We start from the raw sequence: 18,986 nt of genomic DNA, 5'->3' as shown, positions 1-18,986 counted from the left end.
ACCGACGGCGCCCACGAGGGGCCGGGCTCGGCGGCACGGCTGGCACTGCGGGCACTGCGGGCACGGCAGGCACGGGGGGCACTGGGGGCACGGCAGGCTTCCCTTCCGCGGGGCGCCCCCGCCAGATCAGAGGACCACCGCAGCGCCGCTCACGCAGTTCCCGTAGCCCATTCGGGTGACGCTGCGGGGCGCGGCCAGCGCGGGATGACATCCCTTGGGTCGCACGCTTGACACCTGCCCGACCGCGTGGCGTACTGCGGATTGCGTCAGCGGACAAGACGGGGGTGAGTCAACTGGCGGAGCAGCGGTATCCCAATGTGGCCGAACTCGTGCTGTCCGCCCGGGAGTTGGTCGCCCACCGTCCCGAGTTGAGCACCCTGCGCCAGGTGGGCTCCTCGCGCGCCGGCCGACCGCTGCACCTGCTGTCCGTCGGCCGCTCCCCGCGTTCCGTCCTGATCGTCGCGGGCGCGCACGCGAACGAACCGACCGGCGGTTCCACGCTCCTCCGCCTCGCGGAGTGGGCCCTGCGCGACGAGGACCTGCGGGCCGACACCTCCTGGCACTTCCTCCTGTGCGCCGACCCGGACGGAGCGAACCTGCACCGCACGCCGGCCCCGCGCACCCTGTTCGACTACCACCGGCACTTCTTCCGCCCCGCGGGACCCGAGCAGCCGGAGTGGTCCCCCTCGGTCCTGCCGCCCGACCGGCTGCCTCCGGAGACCCGCACCCTGACCGGCGTCATCGACGAACTGCGGCCCTACCTCCAGGTGTCGCTGCACGGAACCGATCTCGGCGGCAGCTGGGTGCAGTTGACGCGGGACATACCGGGGCTCGCCGAGCCGTTCGCCAAGTCCGCCGCGGAGCTGCACATCCCGGTGGAGACGGGGGCCTCGGACGCCGCGGGCTGGCCGGTGTCGGGGCCGGGGGTCCATGTGCTGCCGGGACCCGGTTCGGCGGCGGCCTATCCGAGCCTGCCCGAGGACGCCCGGCACACCACCTGGCACCACGCCCACCGGTACGGCGGTCTGACCGCCATCGTCGAGGTCCCGATGTGGGCGAGCGACCTCGTGGACGACCTGACCGTCCATCCCGCCCCGGTCCTCGCGCTGCGCGGCTTCTCCCAGCGGCTGCGCCACGACGCGGGCCTGGTCGAGGAGATCCTCAGCGAGGCGCTGCCGAGGCTCCCGGAGGCGCAGGGGCCGCTGCTTCGGGCGGCGCGCTGGGCGCTCGACCTGGTGCCCGGCCTCGCGGACGACTGGGCCAGGCTGCCGCCCGCGGAGACGTCGATGGCGTACATCGGCAGCGTCGACGCCTTCGGGCGCCGCCTTCCGCTGCGGGCCGCCGCGATGCTGCTGCGGGTCCTGGACGCGGCGGGCGATCGCGCCGCGCCCCGTCTGGAGCGGCTGGTCCTGCACTGGAGCGACGCGTTCGCCGAGCGGTTCAGGGCGCGCTGGGTGCCGCTGGAGGACCAGGTCGAGCACCAGTCACGCACGACGGTCGCGGCGGCGCGCCACGCGCGCGTGCAGGGCGGCTGAGCACACGTACGACACGCACCGCTCCCCCGAAGGGGCATGACGAAGCAGCCTCACGAAGAGGAGAGCCGGAAGCCCATCTTCCCGAAGCTGACCTGATCGCCGTCCTGGACGACGGCCGCGCCGATCACCCTGCGGCCGTTCACGGACGTGCCGTTGGTCGAGCCGAGGTCGCGCAGCACCCACGTGCCGCCCTGCCTGCTCAGCTCGGCGTGCACCCGGGAGACCGTCTCGTGGCTGAGCCTGAGCCCGTTCGCGGGATCGCGGCCGATCCGCAGCGGATGCGGGTTCGCCGGCACCGGAAGCAGCAGCTTCGGCAGCTTCTCGGCCTGCCAGGCCCTGCGCAGCCGGACCGTGAACCCGGAGACCGCGCCGACGGTGCCGAACACCGCCCGCGAGAAGCGGCTCTCGGTCCGCAGATCGGCGGTGAGCGCCGCGAGCTCGTCGGGCTGCCGGGCGGCGAGAGCCAGCTCCATGCGCCGCACGAACGTGTCGTGCGACAGCTTGCCGAGTGCGGCGCCCTCCCTGAGCACTTCCAGCGCCCTGTCGCGCTCGGCGTCGGTCAGCCGCGCGGGGTACGTGTGGATCTCGAAGGACGACGTCACCCTGCTGATTGTCGGTCAGCTCGGCCGGGGTGTCCAGAAAACGCGGAACGACCCCGAGCCGATCACTTCTGAAGCACGATGGACGGACGTCACCAGGTATGACGTAGGGATGAAGACGGATGGCCGACAGCGGATGACAGACAAGGGGGAACTGTCAGTGGAGTTCGAGGTGTGGGCACCGCAGGCCGAGCGTGTCGAGTTGCGGTGCGAGGGCGCCACGCGCGCGTTGGAGCGCGCGGCAGGCCGGGACGGGTGGTGGACGGTGGAGGCGGACGCGGCCGACGGGGCGCGCTACGGCTTCTCGCTCGACGGCGGCCCCGTGCTGCCCGATCCCCGCTCACGGCGGCAGCCGGACGGCCCCGACGGGCTGAGCGCCGTCGTCGACCACGACCGGTACGCGTGGCGCGCGCCCTGGGCGGGGCGCGGGGTGCGGGACGCGGTCCTGTACGAGCTGCACGTGGGGACGTACACACCGGACGGCACGCTCGACTCGGCCGCGGGGCGGCTCGGCCACCTCGCCGAACTGGGCGTCACGCACGTGGAGCTGATGCCGCTGTGCCCCTTCCCCGGGCAGCACGGCTGGGGGTACGAGGGTGTGTCGCTGTGGGCCGTGCACGAGCCGTACGGCGGGCCCGAGGCGCTGAAACGGTTCGTCGACGCGGCACACGCGCACGGCATCGGCGTCGTGCTCGACGTCGTCCACAACCACCTCGGTCCGTCCGGCAATTACCTGCCCGCGTTCGGGCCCTACTTCACGGACACCCACCACACCCCGTGGGGCGCCGCGGTCAACCTCGACGCCCCCGGCTCGGACGAGGTCCGCGCCTTCCTGATCGGCAGCGCGCTCGCCTGGCTGCGCGACTACCGCCTGGACGGGCTGCGCCTGGACGCCGTGCACGCGCTCATGGACACGCGCGCGTGCCACTTCCTGGAGGAGCTCTCGGCGGCCGTGGACGGGCTGGCCGCCGAGCTCGGCAGGCCGCTCTCGCTGATCGCCGAGTCCGACCAGGGCGATCAGCGGCTCGTCACCCCGCGCGCGGAGGGCGGACTCGGGCTGCACGCGCAGTGGAACGACGACTTCCACCACGCGCTGCACACCGCGCTCACCGGCGAATCGCACGGCTACTACGCGGACTTCGCCCGCGCGCCCTTCGCCGCGCTCGCCAAGACGCTGACGGGCGCCTTCTTCCACGACGGCACGTACTCGACCTTCCGGGGCCGACGGCACGGCCGTCCCGTGGACCGCGCCCGGACGCCCGCGTACCGCTTCCTCGGCTACACCCAGACCCACGACCAGATCGGCAATCGCGCACAAGGAGACCGGCTCTCCGCCACTCTCTCCCCCGGTCTGCTCGCCTGCGCGGCCGCGCTCACCCTCACCGGGCCCTTCACGCCGATGCTGTTCATGGGCGAGGAGTGGGGCGCCGCCACGCCCTGGCAGTTCTTCACCGACCACACCGATCCCGACCTCGCGGACGCCGTACGCCGGGGCAGGCGGCGGGAGTTCGCGGCGCACGGATGGGCCGAGGACGACATCCCCGATCCGCAGGACCCCGCCACCAGGAACCGCTCCTGCCTCGACTGGGCCGAGCCGCTGACCGACCCGCACGCGCGCGTGCTGGCCTGGTACCGCGAGCTGATCGCCCTGCGCCGCGCCCGCGGCGACCTCCTCGACCCCGACCTGGCGGCGCTGCGGGTCGCGTACGACGAGCAGGCGCGCTGGTTCGCGGTCCGGCGCGGTGATCTGCGGATCGCGGTGAACGCCGGCAAGGAGGCGGTCGACGTCCCGTTGGGCGGCCGGGGCGCGCGGGTGCTCGCGGCGTGGGAGCCGGTCACCGCGCCGGGCGCGGACGGGCTGCTGCGGCTGCCCGCCGAGTCGTGCGCGGTGCTCGCGACGCCATGAGGCCTACAGGGGGCTTCAGTTGACGACCGCCAGCTCGCGCGGCGTGGAGTTGAGGCGGCGTACGCCGTCGTCGGTGACCGTCACGATGTCCTCGATGCGCACGCCGAAGCGGCCCGGAAGATAGATGCCGGGCTCCACGGAGAAGCACATGCCGGGCACAAGCGGCAGCTCCTCGCCCTCGATCATGTAGGGCGGCTCGTGGGTGGTGACGCCGATGCCGTGCCCGGTGCGGTGGATGAAGTGATCGCCGTAGCCCGCGTCGGTGATCACCGCCCGCGCCGCCCTGTCGACGTCCTGGCAGGCGGCGCCGGGCCGCACCGCGCGGCAGCCCGCCTCCTGCGCCTCGCGCACTATGTCGTGCACGCGCTGCTCCTCGGACCCTGGCTCGCCCACGTGCACCGTGCGCGAGGTGTCCGAGCCGTAGCCGTGCAGCAGGCCGCCGAAGTCGAGGACGACCATGTCGCCGTTCTCGATGACGCGTCGGCCCGCCTCGTGGTGCGGGTTGGCGCCGTTCGGGCCGGAGCCGACGACGGTGAAGTCGACCTGGGAGTGCCCGAACCGCCGCAGCAGGTCGGCGAGATCGGCGGCGACGTCGGTCTCCTCGCGGCCCGCGAAGGGAACCTTCTTGATCTCTTCGTACGTCGCGTCCGCGGCGGCACCGGCCGCCGCGAGGCGCTCGAGTTCCGCGGCGTCCTTGACGGCGCGCAGCATGGGGAGCGCTTCGGTGAGGGACACGTAGGAGGTGTTCGGCAGCTCCTTCTGGAAGCCGAGGAGATGCATGGCCCAGGAGTTGTCGCTGATCCCGAAGCGGCCGTCGACGTCCAGGAGCGGCGCGGTCGCGGCGTAGGGGTCCTTGCCGTCGGTCCAGTCGCGCAGCGAGAGCGCGCTCGCACCTGCCGCGCGCTCCGCGTCCGGGGCCTCCAGGGTGGGCACCACGAGCACCGGCTCCTGGCCCGCGGCGAGCACGAGGACCGTCAGGCGTTCGGTGGCGGCGGTGGGCTGATAGCCGGTGAGCCAGACCATGTCGGGGCCCGGCGCGACGAGCAGCCCGGCGAGCCCCGCGTCCGCCGCGGTGGCCGCGGCGCGGTCCATGCGGGACTTGTAGTCGTCGGCGGTGAAGGGCGCGGGGGCGCCTGCGGGGGTGCCGGTCATGGGGGCCTCCAGGGCTGCTCACTGCTGCGCGTACGGCGCTGCCGATGGAGCCGATCCTGCCCGCACCGCCGCGCGTGCGCGACCCAGTTCTGGCCGTCACCGTCACCTCACGTGACGAAGCCCGGCGTCACCGAGAGGGCCTGCCGCTCGCCGCTCGCGTGGCGGACGGTCACCCTGACGTTCCTTCCCGGGTCCGCGGCGGCGACCGCCACCGCCAGGGCCTCGGCCGAAGCGATGCGGGTCCCGCCGAAGGCGAGCAGTACGTCGCCGCGTACGAGACCTGCGGTGTATCCAGGACCCGGGCTGTGCACCCCGACGAGCAGGGCCCCGCGACCCCCGGGGGCGTCGACGGCCTCGACACCGAGGGCGGGACGGGCGGCGGCTCTCCCCTCTGCCTTGCCGGGCTCCTTCCGAGGCGGCTTCGGCGGGGCCGCGGGCTCGGACGCGGCGCCGGGAGCGGCCGGTCCCCCCGGCTCCGTCCGGCCACCCTGCCCCGCCTGTCCCGCCTGACCTGCCTGACCCGCCTGACCTGCCTGCCCCTTGGCGCCGCCCTGCGCCTTCGCCGCCTCCTTCTGCATGTCGGCGAGCTTGCTCATGCCGATGACGGTGGCGCTGACCGTGCCGAGCCCCACCCCCGACAGCACGAGGACGGCCGAGAAGAGCAGCCCGAAGAGCAGGGTGACCAGCCGCCTTCCGCGCCGCCGCGCGGCGTGCGGACGGCGGCCCGGCCCGGACCTGTGGCCCGTGCCGGACGTCCGGCCCGCACCGGCCTTACGCCCGGCGCCGGCCTTCACCCCGCCTCCGAGCCTCCGCCCGATGCCGAGCTTCCGGCCGATGCCGAATCTGCCGCCTCCGCCACCTCGGCCGAACGTGACGCCTCCGCCGGGATCCTGTCCGGGCATCGGCTTGGGACGCAACGCAGTCTGGTCCATGGCTCGCCTCCGGCCACAGCCCTACCCGGCGTGAACCGGCGCGACGATTCACGAACGAGTGACGTCCAGGTGTGCGGCCACAGAAGCGGGCGGCCCGCGGACCGACCGCGCGCTCCGTCAGCCCGCGTGCCCTCCCTCGTGCCCGCCCCCGCCGTGGCCTCCGTCATGGCCCCCGTGCCCCGCCCCGTGGTCGAACTTCAGGGCCTCCTTCGGCATGACCACGAAGGGGCGCATCATGCCCATGTCCTCGTGCTCCAGGAGGTGGCAGTGGTACATGAAGCGGCCGTACGCGCCGTCGAACTTGCCCATCACCCGCAGCAGTTGACCGCCGGGGACCAGAAAGACGTCCTTCCAGCCCCGCTCGTTCGGGGCGAGGGGGATCTCCGTCTTCGGGTCGAAGGTGATCGGGGTCCGGGTGCCGCCCACCGTGACGTCGAAGCCTGACGCGTCGTACGCGTCGCGGCCCAGGAGCTGGAAGTCGGCCAGGTGGATGTGCATGGGGTGGGTCACCGGCGGGTTCACCGCGAGGTTCAGGAAGCTCCACTGCTCGTGGCTGCCCTCGGCGATGGTGAAGCCCAGGCCGTCGTTGAAGGTGCGGGCGGTGCGGCGGTAGGTCTTGGTCTTGCCGTCCGCGCCCGTCAGCTGGATGATCCCCTCGGTCGGGACCCGGATGTCGCCCGCGCCCTTGACCTCGGTCATCTCCCAGATCTCCGGGTGGCCCCCGCCGCCCTTCGTGGCGGGCGGCGTCAGGACGATCAGGCGGTGGCCGTGCTCGACGTCATGGCTCAGCGGGCGGAACGAGCCCGAGAGGATCTCCGGGAGCGAGAAGCTGTCCTCGCACCCGGTGTCCCGCACGCGGAACTCCATGACCTGCGGATAGCGCACGTCGTTCGCCGGGTCCGGCACCCCGGGAGCCTGCCCCCTGCCCTTGTTCACGAGCCGCACGCGCGTGCCCGCGAGCGCGCGGAAGTCGATGAGCAGGTCCATCCGCTCGGCCGGGGCGACGGTGAGCGTGGGCAGCGCCTCGTCGAAGTCGACCGGCACGGGACGCGGCAGCAGACCGCCGTCGCTGCCGATCTGGTGCAGGACGCCCGGCACGGGGTTGTTGTCCTCGTCGACCAGGACGAGGTCGTAGATCCGGGCGTTCGACGCGTTCACCAGGCGGAAGCGGTGCCAGGCCGCGTCGACGTCCGCGTACGGCCAGATGCGGCCGTTGACCGTGCTGTACGGGCCCGTGAAGGGCAGCGAGACCGGCTTGCGCGTCTCCGGGTTCTCGGCCTGGACGATCACGGTCTTGTGCAGCAGACGGCCGTTCAGCCGTCCGTCCTCGTCCGTGTCCAGGTTCCGGTCGGCGAGCAGCAGCGGGATCTCCCGCTCCCCGGAGGGGAGGTGGAGTGCGTCCTCTTCGTCGTCCCTCACCAGATACGTGCCGTAGAGACCCGCCTGGACGTTCCACCGGGTGATGTTCATGGCGTGGTCGTGATACCACCACTGAACCGCCTGGTGGTCGTTCGCGTACTCGGAGAGCTGGGCGTCGCCGGTCCCCACCGCGTTGTCGGCCCATCCGTCGTTGCCCCCGCCGGTCTGCGCGCCGTGCAGATGCGTGACCGACCAGGGCGGCAGCGCGGCAACGTCCTTGTTCGGCTCGACGCCCGCCCGGCCCGGCAGGGTGGACGGGCTCGGGTCGGCCCGCGGCACCTCCACGGAGGTGACGGGATACTCGCTGCCCTTCGGGATGCGGTTGGTCCAGGCGATCCGGATGCGCCGGCCGCGCCGCACCTCGATCGTCGGGCCCGGCACGGAGCCGTCGTACCCCCACATCAGGGTCGGCGGCAGCTGCGGGTGCAGCCTGATCCAGGCCGGCCGCAGCGCGATCTCGGTCTCCGCGGGCACATCGGTCTCGTCCCGCACGTCGACGGAGTCGGGCCGCAGGACCGGCGGCACGGGCAGCGGCGCTACGTACGGCGTCAGCTCCCCCGGTGCCGCTGTCGCGTCCGTGTCCGCGTACGCATCGGCCGGCGTGCCCGTCGGGCGGTCCGTGATGCGCTCGATGATGTCGGTCAAGGTGAACACCCCCCGTGGTGATCAGTGCAGTTGATCAATGCAAATGCAATGGCCTCTGTCGTGCTGCCAGTTGGGCGGTCCTGGTCGACGGGCCGCCCCTCACGACAGAAGACTCGCGGCACCTCAGCCAAGTTCCATGAATCCCCCATTCCACAAGAAAAGTATCGGAAACCGCATATGGAATTGGGCAGTCCTGTTGTGGGTCTGGTGTCAGTGACCGCTGTTACTTTCGGAGCATGACCGAACGTGCACTCCGTCTGCTGCGACAGGACCCGCGTCTGGCCGAGCTGGCCGCGTTCCCTTTCGCATTCGACCTGTCCCGCGCGGACCACGTCGAAGAGGTCCGCCTCGCGTCGGGCGGCCCGCTGGAACCGATCGCGGGGGACGATTCCGGGGGCACGTATTTCGTGTGCGGTGACGGGTCCGTCCTGTACGCCGACTCCGAGGGCTCCGCCGGGACCATCGGGGAGAGCGTGGACGAAGCCCTGGAGATCCTCGTCGGCCTGCCCGGCTGGCAGGACTACGTAGGCCTGTCGCCGACCGACGGCGAGGCGCGGATACTCGCCGAGATCGCCGACACGGAGGGTGACTTCCGCGAGGACTGCGTGCCCGACCTCGACACGCGCCGCGCCGAGCTGCGGACCGCGCTCGGATTCCCCGAGCGCTCCCCCGTGCAGCTCGTCGCACGCCTGCACGCCGCGCTCCTGCGCACCGAACCGGACCACCTCCTCCTGAACGCCGTCGAGCACCTCGCGTACCAACGGCTCGACCCGCATCCGCGCCCGCCCCTGTGGGAGCAGGTGCTCGCCAGGGGCCGCACCGACCTGGCCCTGCTGCGGACGGGCGACCGCACGGTCTGGGAGGGCGTCGCCGGGGACCGGCCGCGCAGAGTGGCGGCGCTGCGCTGCGCGCAGTACGACCGGCGGAACACGGACCGCGCCCTCCTGCGCCACCTCCTCAAGCACGAGGCGGACGCCTCCATGTCCGACGAACTGCGGCTCGCCGTCGTCCTGGTGGGGCTGCACTGCCTGGCCGAGGACCTGCCGCTGCTGCGCGAGGTCCATGAGACGACGTACGACACCTGGTGCGGCCTCGGCGGACTCCCGGACGAGGCCGGTCAGGTCCAGGAGTGGGCGCGCTCGTTCGACGATTCCAACTACGGGGTGGACCCCGACGACGAACCGGAATCCACCTGGCTCGAGCTCGCACGGGAGCAGGGAATGGTGGAGGCCGCCCGCACCTATCTGATCCGCGAACTGGACGACACGGGCCCCGACGCGGCGCAACTGGCCGTACTGCGCGACGAGTTGACGCTGCTCGGCGACTACACCCAGGCGATACGGGCCCAGCGTCTGCACCGGTCGCTGCAGGACACCGCCGAGGGCCGCGCCGCGGCCGACGCACGCCTTGCCGAGCTGGAGCGGATGGCCGTCGAAGCGGCGGGGGCCGAATCGTAGATTTCCCCGCACCGGTGCGGTCGGCGCCTCTAGGCTGCGGGACGGAGATCAGCTCCGGGAAGGACCGTCCATATGACCGACACACCGCTGCCCGCGGAGCTGCTCCTCGACCGGGACGCCTCCGACGAACTGCGGCGGGACCTGGTCTCCGCCCTCGAAGGCCTCGGCGTCCGCACGGCGCGGGTGCGCCGTGCGGTCGATCACCGGGGCGCCGCGGACATCCCCTGGATCATGCTGGCGTCCCTGCCCCTGCAGGCGTTCCTGAGCGGGCTCGGCGCCGAGGCGGTCAAGGACTCGTATGCGGCGCTCAAGGATGTCGTGCGCCGGTCCGCGCGCGCCGCCGACTCCACCGCCGCCGCCTCGTCTCCCCGGCCGCTGGTGCTCCAGGACCGGCGTACGGGACTGCGCGTGGTCCTGGAGCCGGGCCTGCCGGGCGAGGCGTACGACCAGCTCCTGGGCCTCGACCTCGCGCGGTTCGGCGAGGGCCCGCTGCACTACGACAAGGAGCAGGGCCGCTGGCGCTCCGAGCTGGACGAAGCCGCCGGCTGACCCGCCGGGGAACGGGGGTGGTGACGTGGGGCCGCATGCCGACCTGAACCGTGCGGAACAAGCCTGCGCCAGGGGCGAGTCGAGCCTGGCGCGCCGCGACGGCGAGGCCGCCGAGCGGGACTTCCTGGCGGCGCTTTCCCTGGTCGGGAACGCGGCCGGTGACGGTGCGGGGGACGAGACGCTCCGGGGGCGCGCCCATGTGGGGCTCGGGCGGGTCCGCCTCGCGGCGGGGGACGCCGCGCAGGGGGCCGTGGAGTTCGGGCGGGCGCATGAGGTGCGGCCCGATGAGGCCGAGCCGCTGCACTGGCTGGGGTGCGCGGCGGCACACCGGGCGGCGTACGAGGCCGCGGACGAGTACTTCACCTCGGCGCTCGAATGCGTGCGTCCGCACCGCCGATCGCTGATCCAACGGGCTTACGTACGGGTGCGGTTGAGGCGGTACGCGGACGCGCTGGACGATTTGCGCGCGGCGAGCGGACGGGGCGCGCTGGACGCCGATGCGCGCTGGGTCATGGCGGTGCTGTCCGGCGGTGGTGCGACTGGGGGCGCCGGCCTGCTGTTGCGGAGGGCGGCGCTGGGCGAGTTGGGCGGGCTGGGTGAGTTGGGTGGGCCGGCCGGGCTGGGCGAGTTGGGTGGGCCGGCCGGGCTGGGCGGGCCGGCTGAGCTTGCCGGGGCGGCCGGGCCGGCTGAGCTTGCCGGGGCGGAGGGCGAGGGCAGCAGGCACGCGCGACCCGCCCCGGGGCAGGCTCGCGCCGCGCACCTGATCGCCGCCTCCTGGCAGCTGTCTAGCCCGGCGGAGGGCCCGGTGGAGCGCCCGGCGAAGCGCGCGGCAGAGCGCCCGATGGAGGGTCCGGCGGAGCGCCCGGCCGAACGCACGATGGAGGGCCCGGCCGAACGCCCGGCCGAACGCACGATGGAGGGCCCGGCCGAGCGCCCGGCCGAACGCACGATGGAAGGCCCGGCCGAGCGCCCGGCCGAACGCACGGCGGAACGCCCGATGGAGGGCCCGGCCGAACGCACGGCAGAGCGCCCCATGGAGGGCCCGGCGGAACGCCCGGCCAAACGCCCGGCGGAACGCCCTGCCGAGCGCCCGATGGAGCGGGAGTTCGTGCCGCTGTACGCCGTCGCTCTCCTCCTCGGTGGACGGCGCGAAGCCGCAGTCGGGCTCCTGGAGGACGCCGCGCGGCGCCACCCCGCCGACCACCGGATCACCCACACGTTGGCGCTCGCCCTGCTCAACTCCCCTTTGGATCAAGGCCGTACGGATGACGACGCCGCGCGGCGCTGGGAGCGGTGCGTCGCCGCCTGGGGTGCCCTCCTGCACGACGACGCCTTCTGGGAGCACCGGCGCGCCTCGGCCGAGGCCAGGTTCGGCGTGCCCGTGGAGGAAGCACTCGACGCGGGCCTCCGGGCCGACCTGCGGGAGCTGCTGGAGCGGCGGATGCCGGAGGGCGACGTCGGCGGCCGTGTGCCGCCGGGGGCGCTGCTCCAGCGGGAGGCGGACGCCGCGAAGATCCTGGCCGGGGTGGGCGGGTTCCCGGGGGGAAGCGGCGGAGACCCCCTGATGGGCGGGCCCTTACGCATCGCGGGGCTCGGCCTGGTCGACGCGTTCGGCACCTTCGCCACTACCACCACCCACACCACTACCACTGCCGCTCCCGACGCCGACGCAGGTGCCCCCGACAGGGCCCAACTGACGTACGCCTTCTCCGAACTCGGCTTCGCCCAGCTCCTGCTGAAGCAGGACAAGCCCGCCGACGCCCTCGCGTCGCTCACCGAACTCCGCTGCCGCCGGTGCCGCGAGCGCAAGGACGGAGCAGGGGCACCCGGGCCGGGAGCGTCCCCCGTGGCCGCCGCCATCTGCGAACCGGGCTGCGGCCGTTTCGACGAGCTGAACCCCGCCTACGCCGGACACCCCGACAAACACCACCGCCTCGCGCGCGACGCCCGAGGCCTCGCCCTGCGGGCCCGACTCGATCTGGGACGCGGCCAACTCACCGCTGAACGACCCGACTTCGACGCCGCCGCCGCGTCCTGGCGGCGCGCCCTCGTGCACGGCAGGGAGCTCGAACGCTACCGCGAGACCCAGGCGGCCGTCGTCGACCTGGCGCTCGGCGCGGCGCGTGCGGCACACCGGGCGGGGGACCCGACGCGAGCCGTGGACACACTTGAGGCGGTGCACGCCATCACCGGAGCCAATGAACGCGGGCGACTGGAGGGACAGTTGGCGCGTCTGCTCGCTGACCGGGGCATCTCTGCGGTCAACAAGGACGCCTCCCTGCTCGACGCGCCCGCAGCGGACCTGAGACGCTCCGTCGCCTTCAACCCGCACCTGCTGCGCGCCCAGGTCAGCCTCGGAGTCGTGCTGCGCGGCCTTGCTGCTCGGCGGTGGCGCTCGGGGAGCGTATCCGGGGCCAAGGCGACCTTGCAGGAGGCACTGGACCGACTCACCGCAGCCCTCGCCCATTTCCCCGACGATCCCGAGCTGACCGAGCAGCGCGATGCGACCCTGGCCGACCTGGACCACGTGACAGCAGAGCAGCAAGAGAGCGGGAGGTGACGGCAGTCGATGCTCCACTACGAAGAACTCCGCATCCGCATCCGCCCCATCGGCACCTCCCGCTACCTCGTCACCGCCAACGGCCCGGCGACCGCCACCGAAGTGATCGCGGTGAACGGCGAGCCCGCAGCGTTCCGCGCCCAGTGGGACCAGCTGATCTCGGCCGAGCTGGGCCTGGCCCCCATGGGCGAGCAGCACACGGTGGCGCAGCTGAGGGGTCTTGGCCGTGCCGTCTTCCGGCTGCTCTTCGGGGAGGGCAGGTGCGCAGGCGAGCCGCTCCCTGAGGGCGTCGGCGCCTGCGTCGGCCTCGCGCTGGAACGGGCCCAGCGGATGCGGCCCGCGCGCGGGCTGCGAATCCGGTTCGACGTGCCGCGAGAGCTGCGCGACCTGCCGCTGGAGACGCTGTGCGCGCCGCCGGGTCAGCCGCAGCAGTCGCTCGCCCTCCATCACGGCTACTCACTCGTGCGTTCGCTGCCCGGTGGCCCGCTGGGCCAGCGGCTCCCCGAACCCGCGGACGAGCCCAGTCTGATCCGGCTGCTCGTGGCCTGCGCGTCGCCCGTCGACCCGAGCCTGCCGCCCCTGCGACCCGACACCGAAGTGGCGGCCCTGCGGCACGAGTTGCCCGAGGTGGCCGTGCAGACCACGGTGCTCGAACGGGCGACGCGCGAGAGCCTGGAGGCGGCCCTCGGCGCCCACTCCCCGCTGCCGACGGCCCTGCTCCTGATCGCGCACGGGACGTACGACCACGAACTCGGCAAGGGCGTGGTGGCCCTGGAGACCGAGGGCGGCGGCGTCGACCGCGTACCCGCCGACCTGCTCAGCGGAATCCTCCTGAAGGCGCCGGGGCTGCGTCTCGTGGCGCTCAACCTCTGTTCCGGCGCGGACAGTTCGCTCGCCGAGCCCTTCTCCGGGCTCGCCCAGGCGCTGATCGGCGGGGGCGTGCCCGCCGTGGTGGCGATGCGGGGGCGGGTGAGCGACGTGTCGGCGGGGCAGTTCAGCCCGGAGCTGTTCAAGGGGCTCGCGGCGAACCGCACCGTCGACGAGGCCATGGGCGCCGCGCGCCGCCGCATCTCGCATCTGCCGGGACACACGGCGGTGGAGTGGGCGACGCCCGCGCTGTTCCTGCACGAGTCCTGCCGGCAGGGCTGGCTGTTCAAGGCGCGGGAGGTGCGGGACGACGGCGGCGCCGTGGCCGATCCGCTGCGCGAGGGCGCGGAGGCGCTGCGGGCCTTCCAGAGCCCGGTCGGACACGTCGACTCGACGGTCCTGATCGGTGCGGCGCGGTTCCAGCGCGACCTGGGACAGTGGGCGCAGGTGCAGCGGACCCTGCGGGCCGAGACCCGCCAGTTCGAGGACGAGCAGCGGCGGCTGCGGGCGGAGTCGGCGTTCGAACTCGCCTGGGGGGAGGTGGAGAAGCTCTGCGTGCTGCTGGCGGCGGAGCGGGACACGGACGCCGTCGTGGAGCAGTTCGCGGCCCTCCGTGACGCGCTGCCAGGGCCGCCCCCGGCCTGCCTCGCGGCGGAGGTGGAGCGGCTCCGGCACCTCTCCGGGCTCGCCGAGCAGGCGCGCGCCGCCGAGGAGGCCGGGGACTGGGCCGAGGCGATCGCGCGGTACGAGGAACTGCTCGCCGCGCACCCGGCGGGCATCAGGGACACGGCGTCGCGCCTCGCCGCCGCCCGCGACGAACTCCACCTGGCCGAGGCCTTGGCGACCGCCGACCTTGCCCGCCACCGCACCGACTGGGCGGCCGCCGCAGCCGCGTACGCCGGTGTCCTCGTCCGGCGCTCCGACCATGCGGGCGCCATGGCGGGCGCCGCCTACGTGGACGGCCGGATCGCGCAGGAGGCCGGGGAGTGGGCCGCCGCGCAGGCGGGGTACGCGGCGTGCCGGGGAGTTGCGGACTCCGTGGCTCGGGCGGCGTACGTACGGGGGCGGGCGGCGGCCGATGCGGAGGATTGGGGCGCGGCGCGGTCGGCGTTCGCGGAGGCGGAAGCGGAGGCCGAGGCGCTCAGGGGAGCGGAGGCGCTCAGGGAGGGCGAGGCGCTCAGGGAGGCCGAGGCGCTCACGGAGGGCGGCGGCGTGGCGCGGCCCTGCGAAAGCCGCGGGGAGGGCCCCGCCGAGAGCCCCGGCCCCGACCCGACCTCCTGGCACGCCTACGCCACCGGACGCCTCGCCGAGGCCGGGCAGGCCTGGGCCGAGGCGGCCGAGGGATTCGCCGCCGCCGGTGGCTTCCTGGACGCGGGCGTACGGCTCCGGTACGCGCGGGGCCGGGGCGCCGCCGACCGGGAGGCCTGGCCGGAGGCGCTGGTCGAGCTGGAGGCCGCCGCCGCTCAAGGATGGGACGCGGAGCCGTGGTTGAGCGGGCTGCGGGAGCGGACGTACCAGGGGGCGCTGGCCGCGGCGGGCGTCGGGAGCTGGGCCGACGCGCTGGCGGGCCTCGATCTGCTGCCCCCCGACTTCCGCGACGTGCGGCCACGCAGGTGCTACGTCCAGGGCCAGATGGCGGCCGGCGGCGGCGACTGGACGAAGGCGGCGGACGCGTTCGCGGAGTGCGTCGCGGCGGGCCCGGCCCCGGCCGGCTGCGGGTTCGAGGACGCCGACGCGCTGCGGACGTACGCCCAGGGGCGCCACTGCCAGGACGAGTCGCGCTGGCAGGACGCGCTGGACTGCTTCACCCGGCTGTCGTCGGACCTCCTGGACGTGCCCGACCGCCTCCTGTACGCGCGCGGGCGGGTCGCCGACGCCCGCGCCGAGTGGGCCGGGGTGATCGACGGCTTCGGGCGGCTGCCCGACACGTACGCCCACGGCGAGGTGCGCGACCGCCGCCGCTACGCGCGCGCCCGGGTCGCCGCCGAACTGCGCGGCGACTGGGGCGCGGTCCTGAGCCTGCTGGCCGACGTCCCCGACACGGGCCGCGCCGGAGCGGTCGGCGCCCTGCGGCGCAAGGCGGAGGGCCGCCTCGCGGAGGCGTCGGGCGACTGGGCGGGCGCCTGCGAGATCTACGCACGGGGGCTTCCCGCGGAGGAGGCAGAAGGAGAGGCAGAAGGAGAGGCGGACGGCGGCGACGACCGCGAACCCCACCACCTGCACCGCTACGCCCTCGCCCGGACCCACGAGCTCGCCGACGCCTGGGGCGACGCCTTCCTCGCCTACGAGGCGCTGCCCGACGGCTGGGCCGATGCCGTGGTGCGGCGGCGGTACGCGCGGGCGCGGATCGCCGAGGCCGCCGCCGCGAGCGCCGTGGAGTGGCGTGCCGTCATGGCGGCCTTCGGCGCCGTGGAGGCCGACGTCAGTACCGTGGAGGCCGGGCCCGGAGCCTTCGGGGACGCCGCGGGGCGCAAGAGGTACGCCCGGGTGCGGCTCGCCGAGGCCGAGGGGGACTGGGCCCGCGTCCAGGAAGAGGCCGCCGCGCTCGGGGACCACCGGGACGCCGCCGCGCTCGGCGCCTACGCGCGCGGGCGCCTGGCCGACGCCCACCAGGACTGGCGGCAGGCGGTCGACGCCTTCCGGCGGTGTGCGGGGCACCGGGACGCCGAAGCCCATCTCGCGTACGCGCAGGGGCGGATGCTGGAGTCGGACGGACGGTGGAGCGATGCCGTCGCCGCGTACGAGCGGGCCGGTGGCGGCCTCGACCGGGCCGACGCGCGGTGCCGCAGGCTCCGGCGGCTGCTCGAACTGCTGCCGTGGGCCGACGGGCTCACCAGCGCCCCGCTCGTGGCCGACCCCTTCGCGTCCAGTGATCACACGTATCCGTACTTCGCGCTGCGGGACGCGGGCGTCGATCCCGGCGCGACCATGGACGTCGTCAACGACGCCTCGTACACGCTCCTCGAACGCGGCGGCATGACCTGGTCCGAGCGCGTCGCCTGGGACCGGCTGCGGCTTCCGGGACGGCGGCTCCAGCTGGACGCGCTCCTGTACCGGTGGCACTCCCCCGCCGCGCTGCGCGACGCGATGGCCGGGCTCTCGCCGGACGAGGGCGCGGGGGCCGGGCTGCTGGGGGATCTGTGCGAGCGTTTCCCGCAGGACGCGCCGCTTCTGCTGCTGCTCGCCCGGGACAGGGAAGCGGCCGCCGCCGAGTGGGAGCGGCGGCTCGCGGCGGCTCCGGGCGACATGGCCGTCGTCCATGGACTCGCCGCCGCCCGGCTCTGGCAGGCGCAGGAGCTGGAGCAGAGCGGGGCCTGGGAGCACGCCGTCACCGCCTGGGAGTCGGCGCTCGCCTACTGGGCGACGCTCCTGAGCGACGACGAGTACTGGGACGGCTGGCGCGCCGAGCGCGCCGCCTGTTACGAACGGGACCTGCCGGGCGAGGACATGGCCCAGCTGCGTCTCGAACTGAGCCAGCACCTCTTCGGGCAGCTGTCCGTCTGCGAGCAGCGCCACACCGAGCAGGACCGGCCCGAACAGGCCGCCGCCTACCAGGAGTTGGCGGCCGTCCTCGAAGCCGAGCTGGGCGCGGCCCGCGTACTGAAGGACATGGGCGGCCTGCGCGACATCCCGGGCGCGGGCTCCGCGCCCGTCGCCTGCGGCCCCCGCTACCTGCGCCTGCTCCACCTGGAGGCACCGCTCGGCGCGCTCGCCGCCGCCCTGGACGCGGCGGCCGAGCAGGGCAGGGACCCCGGCGTCTACGCGGTACGCGAACTGCGCTGGGCCTTCTCTGAGTTGGCGCGGAGCTTCGGCCTCTCCGAAGTCCACAAGTTCGAGCCCGCCCTGCGCGCGCTGCCCGCCTTCGCCACCCTCACCACGCTGCCCGCCGACTGCGCGGGCCCGGCGTCGGACCCCGTGCCGGCCGAGCACATCGAGGCGTGCGCGCACTGCCAGGACTTCCTGCGCCGCAATCCCGCGTACGTCCATCTGCCGGAGCGGCGGACCAAGCTGCTCCAGGACGGCGTCGAGCTGGCCGTGCGGGTCCGTCTCGCGCTCGCCCGCACCGCCCTGGCCGACGGCGCGGGCGGCCTCGACCGCGCGCTCGACGAGTGGGCCGAGCTCGTGCGCGTGTCCCGGCACGCCGGGATGCAGGCCCGCAGCAAGAAGGCGGTGGTCGGCACCGTGCTCGGCCGTGTCGAGGCCCTGGCCGACCGGGACGGCGCGCAGCGCGGCGAGTGCCTGGACGAGGCCGTCACGCTCGTCGAGGCGGTACCGCCCCTCCTGCACCCGCTCGACCGTGACCTGGTTGACCAACTGGACGCGAAACTCTCGGCGTTGCTGTCCATGCGCGGGGTGTGGCGCGGCTACACCCGGACCAAGTACGGCATGCGCTCCGACGCCTATGGAGCCGAGGCCGACCTGCGCCGTGCCCTGACGCTCAACCCGGCGTCCAGCCACGCCCGCGACAACCTGGCGCGCGCCCTGGTCTTCACCCTGGACGCGCACACGTACACGATCCCGGGCCGCCTGAAGATCCTCCACGAGGCGCTCGGCCTCCTGGACGTGGGCCTGGGGCAGGCCCTGACCCACGGCTACCGGGAGACGCTCGGCGAGGCGCTCGACGAGCTGGAGCGGCTCCTGGCGCAGGACCTCGGGGTGGACGGGCTGCGCGACCTGATGCGCAGCGACAGCAAGGAGACGCCGCCCGACGAGGGTGAACTGGCCGCCTGGGCCGCGTGGTTGACGGACCGCGCGGAGGAATCCCTCGGCCGGGGCGACATCCAGCGGACCCTGCACCACCTGATCCGCGCCACCCGCGCCGACCCGACGAACAGCCGCATCCGGCGCGCCCTGCTCGACGCCGTCCTGCGCAGGCTCGACGCGCTGACGCACGACAACGAGGACCACGAAACGCAGGAAGGGGTCGAGGCTCCGTGATCAAGGACCCGGCGACGAGCTGGGACGGCGGCCCGTTCCCCTACGACGCGCTCGCCGAGGTGGGCGTCACCCCCGGCACGTCGCACGCCGACCTCCAGGACGTCTCCTTCGAGCTGCTCGCCCGGCGCCTGATGACGCCGGTCACCCAGCAGGCGTGGGACGAGTTGCGCGTCGTACGCCGCCGCATGGTGGCCGAACTGCTGCTCTACGACGTGGACTTGGCGACGGAGCTGCCCGCGGCGGTCGCGGAGCTCGACCGCGCGCTCGCGGCGGCCGGGCCCTCCACTCCGGCCGGCCCGCCCGCATTCCCGCTCCCGGAGGAAACCGCGTGCCTCCTCGACGACCTCATCACCTTCGACATCTGATGCCCGCCCCTGAGCCCCCGAGACCCCTGAGTCCCCCGAGTGAGACCCCCGAGGAGCCCGCC

At 74.2% G+C, this 18,986-nt stretch carries 11 protein-coding genes; 7 read left to right on the top strand and 4 right to left on the bottom strand.

The features are described from left to right. The first annotated feature begins 284 nt into the window (after positions 1-284). The gene (locus ACZ6ZP_RS07805; protein WP_469405984.1) at positions 285-1,535 is read left to right on the top strand and encodes a M14 family zinc carboxypeptidase; all 1,251 of its coding nucleotides are present in this window, start codon (positions 285-287) and stop codon (positions 1,533-1,535) included. A gap of 50 nt (positions 1,536-1,585) precedes the next feature. Here the strand turns inward: ACZ6ZP_RS07805 and ACZ6ZP_RS07800 are convergent, their stop codons facing one another. Next, positions 1,586-2,137 (bottom strand): DUF1707 and FHA domain-containing protein, encoded by a 552-nt coding sequence (locus tag ACZ6ZP_RS07800; RefSeq protein ID WP_351158500.1) that lies wholly within the window; start codon positions 2,135-2,137, stop codon positions 1,586-1,588. Between the two features lie 157 nt (positions 2,138-2,294). Here ACZ6ZP_RS07800 and treZ point away from each other — a divergent pair, with 157 nt between their 5' ends. After that, positions 2,295-4,040 (top strand): malto-oligosyltrehalose trehalohydrolase, encoded by a 1,746-nt coding sequence (gene treZ, locus ACZ6ZP_RS07795; protein ID WP_468612625.1) that lies wholly within the window; start codon positions 2,295-2,297, stop codon positions 4,038-4,040. A gap of 15 nt (positions 4,041-4,055) precedes the next feature. Here the strand turns inward: treZ and ACZ6ZP_RS07790 are convergent, their stop codons facing one another. The 3 genes from ACZ6ZP_RS07790 to phsA form a co-directional block, all read right to left on the bottom strand. Next, complete coding sequence (locus ACZ6ZP_RS07790; RefSeq protein ID WP_469405982.1) at positions 4,056-5,192, bottom strand: aminopeptidase P family protein; 1,137 nt, start codon at positions 5,190-5,192, stop codon at positions 4,056-4,058. A 107-nt stretch (positions 5,193-5,299) separates the two neighbouring features. Next, a complete protein-coding gene (locus ACZ6ZP_RS07785; RefSeq protein WP_469405981.1) occupies positions 5,300-6,124 on the bottom strand; it encodes a PDZ domain-containing protein in 825 nt (274 codons plus the stop codon). Between the two features lie 117 nt (positions 6,125-6,241). Then, on the bottom strand, positions 6,242-8,188 hold the full coding sequence (gene phsA / locus ACZ6ZP_RS07780) for an O-aminophenol oxidase PhsA (RefSeq protein ID WP_469405980.1): 1,947 nt from the start codon (positions 8,186-8,188) through the stop codon (positions 6,242-6,244). Between the two features lie 236 nt (positions 8,189-8,424). Here phsA and ACZ6ZP_RS07775 point away from each other — a divergent pair, with 236 nt between their 5' ends. The 5 genes from ACZ6ZP_RS07775 (at position 8,425) to ACZ6ZP_RS07755 (ending at position 18,924) form a co-directional block, all read left to right on the top strand. Then, complete coding sequence (locus tag ACZ6ZP_RS07775; protein WP_361470731.1) at positions 8,425-9,645, top strand: hypothetical protein; 1,221 nt, start codon at positions 8,425-8,427, stop codon at positions 9,643-9,645. A gap of 72 nt (positions 9,646-9,717) precedes the next feature. Then, positions 9,718-10,194 carry a hypothetical protein gene (locus tag ACZ6ZP_RS07770; protein WP_469405978.1) on the top strand — a complete coding sequence of 159 codons (477 nt, stop codon included), beginning with the start codon at positions 9,718-9,720 and terminating at the stop codon, positions 10,192-10,194. Positions 10,195-10,219: 25 nt separating this feature from the next. Then, the gene (locus ACZ6ZP_RS07765; protein ID WP_469405976.1) at positions 10,220-12,754 is read left to right on the top strand and encodes a hypothetical protein; all 2,535 of its coding nucleotides are present in this window, start codon (positions 10,220-10,222) and stop codon (positions 12,752-12,754) included. 9 nt (positions 12,755-12,763) lie between these two features. Next, positions 12,764-18,559 (top strand): CHAT domain-containing protein, encoded by a 5,796-nt coding sequence (locus ACZ6ZP_RS07760; RefSeq protein WP_469405974.1) that lies wholly within the window; start codon positions 12,764-12,766, stop codon positions 18,557-18,559. Beyond that, positions 18,556-18,924: a hypothetical protein gene (locus ACZ6ZP_RS07755; protein WP_351158477.1), complete on the top strand. Its 369-nt coding sequence runs from the start codon at positions 18,556-18,558 to the stop codon at positions 18,922-18,924. Before ACZ6ZP_RS07760 ends, ACZ6ZP_RS07755 begins: the two co-directional genes overlap by 4 nt. Positions 18,925-18,986 lie beyond the last annotated feature (62 nt).

This window comes from Streptomyces sp. NPDC054047, assembly GCF_055585065.1.
This window is presented reverse-complemented; position numbering and strand designations above follow the sequence as displayed.